The following is a 10,702-nucleotide window of genomic DNA, read 5'->3' on the forward strand; positions in this document are numbered from 1 at the left end:
GGCCTGGTACCACCAGCCGGCGCGGGCGCTGGCGACCCACTGGCGCGAGAAGGTCTGGCGGATCTGGTCTTCCCACTCCGGGTGGTTGTTGGCCACCGCGATTTCGCGGTAAACGGCGTTGCGGTCGCGGTTGTCCTCGGCCACCAGCTGGTTCACCGACACGCGGTCCTTGAGCGGCACCTTGCTGGCATCGCGCAGCACCAGGAGACCGTCGTTGCCGAAACCCAGCGCGCCGGAATCGAAATGCGGCCGCAGGCCGGACTGGAAACGGGCCGCCATGCGGTCCTGGATGGCCTGGATCGCCGGCGTGCGGATGGTGATGTCCACTTCCTGGGCATGGGCCTGCGAAATCAGCAGGGACATCGGACTCCAGCGCGGCTGCCGTGCCGGCATGTGGGCCTGGGGTTCGCCTTCGGCCGCCGACCCGTTGGCGCCTTCGTCGAGCACCTTCTCGACGAATTCTTCGGCGGCCGCCTGTGCCTCGGCCGCCGGGAAGTAGACGTTGATGGTGACGCAGGCGCCGAGCGCGAAGACCGCCAGCGCCGCGACGGGGGCCAGCAGCAGCCGCTTGATTTTTTTGCCCATTGTCTTGCCCTCTATTGGATGACCGGGGTTTGCCCTTCGGTAGCCGCCTTCAGGCGGGCCACCAGCGTGGGCCAGTCGACGCGGCGGCGGAAACCCACCACCTGGATACGCGGCAGGCCCGCTCCCTGCACGATGGTATAGCCATCACCCGCTGAATCCACGCCGTCCATCTGGCAAACGTTGTCGCGCAGCCGGCAGGCCAGGCCCAGCCGGGCATAGCGGAAATCGTCGAAAAGGCGCAGCGCCTGCGCCTGCAGGCCGCCCATCAGCCCGCCGCCGCCACCGACCTTGGAAATATCCTCGACCGCGCGCTGGCTGATCCGGCGACGGCCTTTCCAGTCCGGATCCGACTGCAGGCGCGCGTCGAAGGCCACCGGGGACCAGTCCACCATGCGCAGTTCGGCGATGCGGCCATCAAGCCGGCCGGTGATGGAGCCAAAGCCGAACGCCGCCGTCAGCGGTTCAAGGTCGATGTCCTCGATCACCACGTCGGCCGACAGCGTCGGCGCGACGCCGAAGGGCCGCTCCATCTCCAGGCTCGACAGCGCCACCGAGCCGCCGAACAGCTGCATGGTCAGGCCACCGTCGAGAACCAGCCGGTTGTCCTGGTAACGCGCCGCCGGAATACGCCCGCTGATGCTGCCCTCGAAGGGCGGCCAGCCCAGTCGCTGGGACAGGCTGCCCAGGTCCAGGTCCTGCAGCGTCGCGCCCAGCGCGAAGCGGGTGCCCATGCCCTCACCCGGTGGCTGCCAGCGCAGGTGGTCCAGGCGCACCTGGCCGTCGAGCACCGGGATCGGCACAGGCGCGGCCAGCTGCAGCTGGCCATCGGCGCTGGTGAAGCCCAGCCGGGCATGGCCCAGGCCGATGCCGAACAGCGCGGCGCTGTCCCAGGCCAGTTCGCCCGCCTGCGGCGCGCCGCCGGCGATCCAGCGCAGATTGCCGTGCAGGCCGGCCAGGGTGAAACGCTGGCGCGGGTCGATCGCGTTCAGGCGCTCCAGGCCCAGGGCCATCGACTGCCATTGCCCGCCAGTCATGCGCAGCTGCGCCTGCACGCCGCCGGTCAGCACCAGGTCGCCGAAGCTGGCCGGGGCCAGAAAACCGCTCAGGTATCGGTCGCGGGCCGACGCCAGGTCGGCCAGGGAAAGCCTGAGTTGCAGGTCGGTGGGCACATTGTCCGCGTCCAGCCGCGCCGTGCCGCTGGCCTGCAGGACCTCGCCGTCGCGCCAGGAGAACGCCGGCAGGTCCCAGCCGCCGCCGTCGCGCGGGAATACTTCGACGTCCACCTGCACCGGCGTTTCCGGCAGCGGCACGTAGAGGCTGCCGACCAGGAATTCGCCGCCGCGCGCCGTGTACTTGATGGCCGTGCGCGGTCGCCGGGCGTCGCCCAGGTAGTCCACCTGCAGCCGGCCCTGCATGCCGGCGGCGGCCAGCCAGCCGTCGGGCGTTTCCAGGCCGACCTCGGCGAGCCGGAGGTCGGCGTCCACGGCCAGCACGTCGCCGGTGCGCAGTGAAACGGCGCCGTCCAGGCGGCCGCCGGTCCACTGCCCGTCTGCCCACAGCGTCGCCAGGAAAGCGCGCAGCCAGGCCACCGGCACCGCGCGAAGGTCCACCTGGTGGCGGTCGGGGGCGCCGGCGCGCCAGGCGTAATCAAGTGCGCTGCCGCGCGTGGCCAGCAGCGCATCAATGCTGGCCGCCGACAGCGACACGGCCAGCGTGCCGTCGCCGCCCTTCGCGCCCACCGGCCCTTCGCATAACCACTGGCCGTCCGGGTCCCGCGACAGCGGGCAGCGCCAGCGCACCGCGTGCAGGTCCTGGCCCAGCGTCGGCACCTGCAGGCGTGATGCCTCCAGCGAGAGTTCGCCGGCCGCCGCGCCCTCGGGCCAGTCCAGCGTGACGCGCACCTCTTCCAGGCTGGCCACCTCGTTGCGTACGGCGCCGACCTGCAGCTGCAGTTCGCGCGCGGCCGCGGGCAACAGCGCCAGTGCCAGCAGGGCGCCACAGAGCAACTTGCCGAGTGTGTTTGATCGCCGCATGCTGGCCAGCATAGTGCCTTTGATCCCGCGCCTGCTGCTGCTCGAAGACGACCCCACCAGCGCGGCCGCGCTGCGGGCCGGGCTGGAATCGCTGCCGGCGCGGGTGGACCACGCGGCCAGCGTCGCCGAAGCGGCGACACTGGCGGCCGGCGGCGGGCATGCCCTGTGGCTGTTCGACCTGCAGCTGCCCGACGGCCGCGGCGACGCACTGCTGGCCCGGTTGCGCGACCAGGGCCTGGACACGCCGGCGCTGGCCCTTAGCGCCGATCCGGACGTGACCGCCGGCGGCTTCCTGCGCGTGCTGGCCAAACCCCTGGCCCTGGCCGACCTGCGCACGGCGGTGGCAGCGGTATTGCCGGCGGAAATGCTGCCCCCCTGGGACGACGTCGCCGGCCTGGCCGCGGTGGCCGGCCAGGCGGCGGCCCTGCAGACGCTGCGCCAGCTGTTCCTGGATGAACTGCCCGGACAGCGGCAGCGGGTACTGGCCGCCTGCCGGGCCGGCGATGAAACCGCGGCACGCGCGGAGCTGCACCGGCTCAAGGCCGGCTGTGGTTTTGTCGGTGCCCTGCCCCTGCTGGCCGCGGTGCGTTCGCTGTACGCGGCCCCGGATGATGCCGGCGCCTTGCGGCGTTTTGACGATTGCTCGGCGCGACTGCTCGAAGGCTCCTGAGCGCGACTAGGGACGGCCCAGGCGCGCCAGCTCCGACAGCAGGCCCCAGGACTTGAGCCCGGTCGGGCCCAGGTGCGTGGCCAGCACGCCGCGCAGGGCGCCGCGCAGTTCCTGCAGCTGTTCGGGCGGCGGCTGCCGGTCCTGGGCCAGCGCCAGCAGCGCCGCGCCCGACGTCGATCCCGGCGCGTGGCTGCGGTCGCGCAGCGCGCCGCGTTCGGCGTCGAGCAGGTAGCGCGCGGCCGGGTCGAGCGGTTCGCCGTCTTCGCCTTCCTCGAAGGACAGGCCGTAACCCAGCAGTTCCAGCAGGTCGCGCTCGAAGCGCCGCAGCTGCCAGGCCAGTGCCGCGTTGTCGCCAAGCCGCGAGCGCAGTTCGCCGTAACGTTCGAACAGTTCCGGCGCCGGGTCGTTGCGCGGCAGCAGGCGCAGCACCAGTTCGTTGACGTAGAAGGCCGCCATCAGGGCCTCGCCGGCCAGGCGCGGCGCCGCGTCCACGGCTTCGGCCTGCAGCAGGCGGGCCAGTTCGCCGCGCGGCAGGAAATCGGCGCGCAGCAGCTGCAGCGGCTGCAGGGCGGCGCGCAGCGGGTGCCGTTTGGCGCCCTGCACGCCGCGCGCGACCACGCCGACCCGGCCGTGGTCGCGGGTCAGGAGTTCAACGATCAGGCTGGTTTCGCGCCAGGGGCGCGCGTGCAGCACGAAGGCCGGCTGCGCGAGCACGCGCATGGTTCAGTCCGAATAACCGAAGCGCCGCAGCGCGGCCTCGTCGTCCGACCAGCCCTCGCGCACGCGGCACCAGGTTTCCAGGAAGACCTTGCGGCCGAACAGGCGTTCCATGCCGATGCGGGCGCCGGTGCTGATGGCCTTCATGCGTTCGCCGCCCTTGCCGATGACGATGGGCTTCTGGCCTTCGCGTTCGACCCAGACGATGGCGGCGATGCGCAGCATTTCGCCGTCCTCCTCGAAACGTTCGATCTCGACGGTGGTCGAATACGGCAGTTCTTCGCCCAGGCGCAGCATCAGCTGTTCGCGCACCAGTTCACCGGCCAGGAAACGTTCGCTGCGGTCGGTGATCTCGTCTTCGCCGTAGATCGGCGCCGATTCGGGCATCAGGAAAAGCAGGTCCCGGACCAGGACATCCAGGCCCTTGGACTTGAGCGCCGACACCAGCTGCACCGACGCGAACACGCGTTCGCGGGTGACTTCGGCGATGAAGGGCAGCAGCGCCGTCTTGTCCGGCATCTTGTCGACCTTGTTGACCACCAGCACCACCGGCACCCCGGCGGCGTGCAGCGCGCCATAGGCCAGGGCGTCTTCTTCGGTCCAGCGCCCGGCTTCGATGACCAGGGCTGCGGCGTCCACGCCTTCGACGGCGCCGCGCGCGGCGCGGTTCATCATGCGGTTCATCGCCCGCTTCTGTTCGCGGTGGATGCCCGGGGTGTCCACCAGCAGCAGCTGGCCGTTTTCGAAGCTGGCGATGCCCAGCAGGCGGTGGCGCGTTGTCTGCGGGCGCGGCGAAACGATGCTGACCTTGGCGCCCACCAGGGCATTGACCAGGGTCGACTTGCCGACGTTGGGACGGCCCAGCACGGCAACGGTGCCGGCGCGGTAGGCGGTTTTCGATGACTCGGGGGGATTCACTTCTTCTCCAGCGTCGCCAGCACGCGTTCGGCGGCGAGTTGTTCGGCGGCGCGCAGGGAACTGGCTTCGGCCTGTTCCTCGAGCGGGGGGTCGGCGGTTTCGCAGGCGACGTGGAAGACGCGCGCATGGTCGTCGCCGGTGGTGGCGATGAGACGGTAGTTCGGTCGCGGCAGCTGGCGGCCCTGCAGCCATTCCTGCAGCCGGGTCTTGGGATCCTTTTCGGCCTTGCCGGTGGGCAGTTCGTCGAGCGAGGTTTCGAACCAGGCCAGCACCACCGCCCGGCAGGCTTCGAAGCCGGCATCGAGGTGCACGGCGCCGATGACCGCCTCGACGGCGTCGGCCAGGATCGAGTCGCGGCGGGGGCCGCCGCTTTTCATTTCGCCGGGGCCAAGCTCGAGCCGGTCGCCCAGCTGCAGGCGGCGCGCCAGTTCGGCCAGCGAGGATTCGCGGACCAGGCTGGCGCGGGCGCGGGTCAGGGTACCTTCGTCGGCCTTGGGCCAGCGTTCGTACAGCGCCTCGGCGACGACCAGGTTGACCAGGGCGTCGCCGAGGAACTCGAGGCGTTCGTTGTGCGGCGATCCGGCGCTGCGGTGCCGGAGGGCCTGTTGCAGCAGTTCGGGTGATCTGAAGCGATGGCCGAGCGGGTCGGTCACTCGCTCGATCGGCCGCTCAGGTCGACGGTGTTGTCGAACTTGCCCACCACGTCGAGGTTGGCGAACAGCGGCACGCGCACCTCGTAGGCGATGTTGAGCTTGCTGACGCCCTTCTCGCGCGTGACCTTCATGTGCTCTTTCTGGACCGACTCGATGTAGGCGATGCCGAACCGCCGGTTCATTTCGTTGTACAGCTGCTGGGGAGAATTGGCGGCGGAGTTCGGCTGGGCCGCGTACTCCTCCATCACCTTCTTGAGGCTGTAGTACTCGCTGTACATCGGGAACAGCTTCATGATGATCAGGGCGAAGAAGCCCACCACCACCAGGACGATCACGAAGCTCATCAACGTCATGCCACGCGGCTTGCTAACCATGTCCACTCCCCCGGGGATCACCCCTTTCAGCGGATGGTATCGCCAATCCGGGTGTAGTCAAACGCCCCCGAGCAGAACCAGCCCTCGCAGTTGAGCCAGATAGCGAAGGCCTTGCCCACCAGGTTCTTCTCCGGGACGAAACCCCAGTAGCGGCTGTCCTCGCTGCGGTCCCGGTTGTCGCCCATGGCGAAGTAGTGGCCTTCGGGCACTTCCCAGACGCCTTCGGCGCGCGGGCTGGAGAAGGGGCTGGTTTCGAGCGTGGCGTGCACCCGGCCATCGAGATCGACCTCGAAGCGGGTGGCGCCGGTCATGGCGCGGCCCTGGCCCGAGCCCACGTAGACCCCGGCCGCCTGCTTGGGCACGGGCTGGCCGTTGACCAGCAGGGTCTGGTCACGAAACGTGATCTGGTCGCCCGGCAGGCCAACGATGCGCTTGATGTAGTCGGCGCCGGCATTGGGGTCGTCCGGGCCCATGCCCGGGTAGCGGAACACCACCACGTCGCCACGCTCGGGCGCGCCGACGTCGATGACCTTGGTGTTGAGCACCGGCAGGCGGATGCCGTAGGCGAACTTGTTGACCAGGATGAAGTCGCCGACCAGCAGGGTCGGCATCATCGAGCTGGACGGGATACGGAAGGGTTCGGCCAGGAAGCTGCGCAGCACCAGCACGATGAAGATGATCGGGAACAGCTGCCGGGCGTAGTCCACCACCACCGGCTCATGCACTTCTTCACCCTCGGCCTGCATCAGGCGGCGCTTGGGTGCGAACAGCAGGCGATCGAGAAGCCAGACAAGTCCGGTCAGCGCGGCCAGGGACGTCAGGATCAGGGCAAGGTCTATTTTCACGCGTGTGGCTTCCTCGCGGCGGGGGCCGCTTATTTGTTGTCCACCTGGAGCACGGCCAGGAAGGCTTCCTGCGGGATTTCCACGCGGCCGACCTGCTTCATGCGCTTCTTGCCTTCCTTCTGCTTCTCCAGGAGCTTCTTCTTGCGGGTGGCGTCACCGCCGTAACACTTGGCCAGCACGTTCTTGCGCATGGCCTTGACCGTGGACCGCGAGATGATCTGCGAACCGATCGCGGCCTGGATGGCGACGTCGAACATCTGCCGCGGGATCAGCTCACGCATCTTTTCGCAGATGTCGCGGCCGCGCCGGTCGGCATGGCTGCGGTGCACGATCGACGACAGCGCGTCGACCTTGTCGCCGTTGATCAGCGTGTCCACCAGCACGAACGGGCCGGCCTCGAAGCGTTCGAAGTGGTAGTCGAGCGAGGCGTAGCCGCGCGACACCGACTTGAGCCGGTCGAAGAAGTCCAGCACCACCTCGGCCATGGGCAGTTCGTAGCTGATCTGCACCTGGGAGCCGAGATAGTTGATACCGACCTGGCGGCCGCGCTTTTCCTCGCACAGCTTGATGACGTTGCCGACGTAATCGGGCGGCGTGAGGATATTGGCGCGGATGATCGGCTCGCGGATCTCCTGCACCTTGGTCGGCGGCGGCAGCTTGGCCGGGTTGTCCAGCGGCAGCGTGCTGCCGTCGTTCATCAGCACTTCGTAGACGACGGTGGGCGCGGTGGTGATGAGGTTGAGGTCGTACTCGCGCTCAAGCCGCTCCTGCACGATTTCCATGTGCAGCATGCCCAGGAAGCCGCAGCGGAAGCCAAAACCCATGGCCTCGGAGCTTTCCGGTTCGAAGCGCAGCGCGGCGTCGTTGAGCTTGAGTTTTTCCAGCGCCTCGCGCAGGCCCGGGTAGTCGTCGGCGTCCACCGGGAACAGGCCGGCGAACACGCGCGGCTGCATTTCCTGGAAGCCCGGCAGCGGACCCGGGGCCGGGTCGTTGGCCAGGGTCAGGGTGTCGCCGACCGGCGCGCCGTGCACGTCCTTGATGGACGCGTTGATCCAGCCCACTTCGCCGGCGCCGAGCTTGGCCAGCTCCTTGCGCTTGGGCGTGAACACGCCGACCTTGTCGACCAGGTGGGTGCGGCCGGTGGACATGACCAGCATCTTGTCGCCGGGCTTGATCTCGCCCTGCATCACGCGCACCAGCGACACCACGCCCAGGTAGTTGTCGAACCACGAGTCGATGATCAGCGCCTGCAGCTTGTTGGTTTCGCGCGGCTTCGGCGGCGGGATGCGCTTGACGATCGCTTCCAGCACATCGACCACGTTCAGGCCGGTCTTGGCGCTGATGGCGATGGCGTCCTCGGCATCGATGCCGATGACGGCCTCGATTTCCTTCTTCACCTTTTCGATGTCGGCCGTGGGCAGGTCGATCTTGTTGAGCACCGGCACCACTTCCAGGCCCTGCTCGACCGCGGTGTAGCAGTTGGCCACCGACTGCGCCTCGACGCCCTGGGCCGCGTCCACCACCAGCAGCGCGCCTTCGCAGGCCGCCAGCGAGCGGCTGACTTCATAGCTGAAGTCCACGTGACCCGGCGTGTCGATGAAGTTGAGCTGGTAGGTGACGCCGTCCTTGGCCGTGTACGGCAAGGAGACGGACTGCGCCTTGATGGTGATGCCGCGCTCGCGCTCGATGGGATTCGAGTCGAGCACCTGGGCCTCCATCTCGCGCGCCTGCAGGCCGCCGCACAGCTGGATGATGCGGTCGGCGAGCGTGGACTTGCCGTGGTCCACGTGGGCGATGATGGAAAAATTGCGGATGTGCTGCATGCGGGGCGGTCGGATTACCGGTACGTGGCCATAAACGGGCCATTATCGCACAGCGCCCCCGGCCAGGCCCGCATGGGCCGGCCGGGGCACGCCGGGGGTTCAGCGCAGCACGAAGCTGACGAAGCCGGTGCTGCGGGCGTTGCGGACCAGCAGCCGGACCTCGTCGCCCGCCTCCATGTCGCCGGTGGCGGCCTCGAACTCGGCCACCGAGCCGACCTCGTCCTGGCCCACGCGCAGGATGACGTCGCCCGGGGCCAGCCCGGCCTGGCGGGCCGCCAGCCCGGTCACCCGGGACACCAGCACGCCTTCGCCGGCGCCCAGGCCCATGGCCGAACGGGCAGCGGCGTCCAGGGCCTCGACCTCCAGGCCCAGCGGGTTGGTGGCCGCTTCCGGGGCCGACGGCCGGCCGGCTGGCCCGGGCGAGCCCATCGAGGCCACGTCCAGGGCCGACAGGGTGACCACCAGCTCCCGCGACTTGCCTTCGCGCATCACCGTCACCGTGGCGCGGCTGCCCGGCGGCAGCGCGCCGACCATCGGCGGCAGCGAGGACGAGCGCAGCACTTCGCGGCCGTTGAAGCGGGTGATCACGTCGCCGGGGCGGATGCCGGCCTTGTCGGCGGCGCTGCCGTTTTCGACCGAATCGACGAAGGCGCCGGTGGGACGGTCCAGGCCGAGTTCGGCCAGGCGGTCGCGATCAACGTCCTGGATGCGCACGCCCAGCTGGCCGCGGGTGACCGTGCCGGTTTCGCGCAGCTGGCGCACCGCGTTCATGGCCACTTCGATCGGGATCGCGAAGCTCACGCCCATGTAGCCGCCGGAGTTGGAGAAGATCTGCGAGTTGATGCCGACGACTTCGCCGCGGGTATTGAGCAGCGGGCCGCCGGAATTGCCGCGGTTGATCGCCACGTCGGTCTGGATGAAGGGCACGTACTGCTGGCTGGGGTCCAGCGAACGGCGGCCGACGCCGCTGACGATGCCGGCGGTGACCGAGTGTTCGAAGCCGAAGGGCGAACCGATCGCCAGCACCCACTGGCCGGCCTTGAGGTTGCGCGAGTCGCCGGTCCTGAGCACCGGCAGGCCGCGGCCTTCGACCTTGAGCAGCGCCACGTCGGACAGCGGATCGGAGCCGACCAGTTCGGCCTCGAGTTCGTTGCGGTCGCTCAGGCGCACGATGATGCGGTCGGCGCCGGCGACGACGTGGTGGTTGGTCAGCACGTAGCCGTCGCTGGAGATGATGAAGCCGCTGCCCTGCGAGGTGCCGCCGCGCGGCATCCGGTCGGGCATGCCGGGCATGCCGGGCTGGCCGAAGAAGCGGCGGAAGAACTCGGGCATCTCTTCGGGCGTCGGCTCCGCGCCACCGCGCGCGCCGGCGCTCTCCCGCTCTTCCCCGCCACCGCTGGTGGCTTCGATGTTCACCACCGCCGGACCGACGGCTTCGACCAGGCGGGTGAAGTCGGGCAGGTTCACCACCGGGGTTTCCAGCGTCGCCTGCCCGGCCGGCGCCGCATCGCGCGTCTGCGCGAACAGGCCCGGCGACACCGCGGCAAGCGCCAGGGTAAGCAGGAGGCTTCCGGGAATTGAATTTTTCATGGCTGTGTTTTCCCTCGTGGATCGGAGTTTGGTTCGGCCCCAAGGCCCAGGATTTCCGGCTCGGGCAGGCGCGGCTTGGAAAAGCGCGCCGCCAATAAAGTTCCCGACAGCAGGCCAAGCAGGGTCAGCACGTCGGCGTGCCGCCCCCAGGCCAGGCCCAGCAGCTGTCCCAGCGCCGCACCGGCCAGCAGGCCCAGCAGCACGCGTCCATAGCCGCGCCAGGCGGCCTGGCGCAGGGCCTGGTCGTCGAGCCGCAGGCGCAGGCGCCGACCCGGCTCGAACGCGGCGCTGTCGTCGACATCGAGTTCGAAGCCATCGCGCCCGGCGCCGGCGAACAGGCTGCAGCGGCCACCGCAGCCACCGGCGCAGCCGTCGCAGGCGCTGCCCAGCAGGCGCAGCGAAAGCCGCCGACCCTGCACGCCGACCACCTCGGCTTCGCGCTCAGCCATCCGCCGGCACCGCCCGCACCGTGCGCGCGAACCGGTCCACCGTCG

Annotated in this window: 11 protein-coding genes; 1 reads left to right on the forward strand and 10 read right to left on the reverse strand. The window is 69.6% G+C overall.

The window, feature by feature from the left end:
- Together AACZ35_RS08575 and AACZ35_RS08580 are read right to left on the reverse strand one after the other, a co-directional pair.
- Nucleotides 1-585, reverse strand: a 585-nt coding sequence (locus AACZ35_RS08575) for a DUF1318 domain-containing protein (RefSeq protein ID WP_339828229.1), incomplete at its 3' end; no start/stop codon positions are given.
- Between the two features lie 11 nt (nt 586-596).
- Nucleotides 597-2,618 (reverse strand): hypothetical protein, encoded by a 2,022-nt coding sequence (locus AACZ35_RS08580; protein WP_339828231.1) that lies wholly within the window; start codon nt 2,616-2,618, stop codon nt 597-599.
- Between AACZ35_RS08580 and AACZ35_RS08585 the strand changes: the two genes are divergently transcribed.
- Complete coding sequence (locus AACZ35_RS08585; RefSeq protein WP_339828233.1) at nt 2,617-3,288, forward strand: response regulator; 672 nt, start codon at nt 2,617-2,619, stop codon at nt 3,286-3,288. The two genes, AACZ35_RS08580 and AACZ35_RS08585, sit on opposite strands and share 2 nt — an antisense overlap.
- A 6-nt stretch (nt 3,289-3,294) precedes the next feature.
- Here AACZ35_RS08585 and recO read toward each other — a convergent pair whose 3' ends face one another.
- The 8 genes from recO to AACZ35_RS08625 all read right to left on the reverse strand — a co-directional run bounded on the left by recO (nt 3,295) and on the right by AACZ35_RS08625 (nt 10,657).
- On the reverse strand, nt 3,295-4,008 hold the full coding sequence (gene recO, locus AACZ35_RS08590; protein WP_339828235.1) for a DNA repair protein RecO: 714 nt from the start codon (nt 4,006-4,008) through the stop codon (nt 3,295-3,297).
- 3 nt (nt 4,009-4,011) lie between these two features.
- Nucleotides 4,012-4,923: a GTPase Era gene (gene era, locus AACZ35_RS08595; RefSeq protein WP_339828237.1), complete on the reverse strand. Its 912-nt coding sequence runs from the start codon at nt 4,921-4,923 to the stop codon at nt 4,012-4,014.
- Nucleotides 4,920-5,585 (reverse strand): ribonuclease III, encoded by a 666-nt coding sequence (gene rnc, locus AACZ35_RS08600; protein WP_339828249.1) that lies wholly within the window; start codon nt 5,583-5,585, stop codon nt 4,920-4,922. The genes era and rnc overlap by 4 nt, the downstream gene beginning before the upstream one ends.
- On the reverse strand, nt 5,573-5,950 hold the full coding sequence (locus tag AACZ35_RS08605) for a DUF4845 domain-containing protein (protein ID WP_339828239.1): 378 nt from the start codon (nt 5,948-5,950) through the stop codon (nt 5,573-5,575). The genes rnc and AACZ35_RS08605 overlap by 13 nt, the downstream gene beginning before the upstream one ends.
- Before the next feature lie 26 nt (nt 5,951-5,976).
- Nucleotides 5,977-6,795, reverse strand: a complete 819-nt coding sequence (lepB, locus tag AACZ35_RS08610; RefSeq protein WP_339828241.1) for a signal peptidase I — start codon at nt 6,793-6,795, stop codon at nt 5,977-5,979.
- A gap of 29 nt (nt 6,796-6,824) precedes the next feature.
- Entirely contained in the window at nt 6,825-8,618 is a 1,794-nt protein-coding gene (lepA, locus tag AACZ35_RS08615) for a translation elongation factor 4 (protein WP_339828243.1), read from the reverse strand.
- A 99-nt stretch (nt 8,619-8,717) separates the two neighbouring features.
- A complete protein-coding gene (locus AACZ35_RS08620; RefSeq protein ID WP_339828245.1) occupies nt 8,718-10,208 on the reverse strand; it encodes a Do family serine endopeptidase in 1,491 nt (496 codons plus the stop codon).
- A complete protein-coding gene (locus AACZ35_RS08625) occupies nt 10,205-10,657 on the reverse strand; it encodes a SoxR reducing system RseC family protein (protein ID WP_339828247.1) in 453 nt (150 codons plus the stop codon). The genes AACZ35_RS08620 and AACZ35_RS08625 overlap by 4 nt, the downstream gene beginning before the upstream one ends.
- Nucleotides 10,658-10,702: the final 45 nt, after the last annotated feature.

This window comes from uncultured Arenimonas sp. (genome assembly GCF_963976025.1).
Lineage (GTDB): Bacteria > Pseudomonadota > Gammaproteobacteria > Xanthomonadales > Xanthomonadaceae > Arenimonas.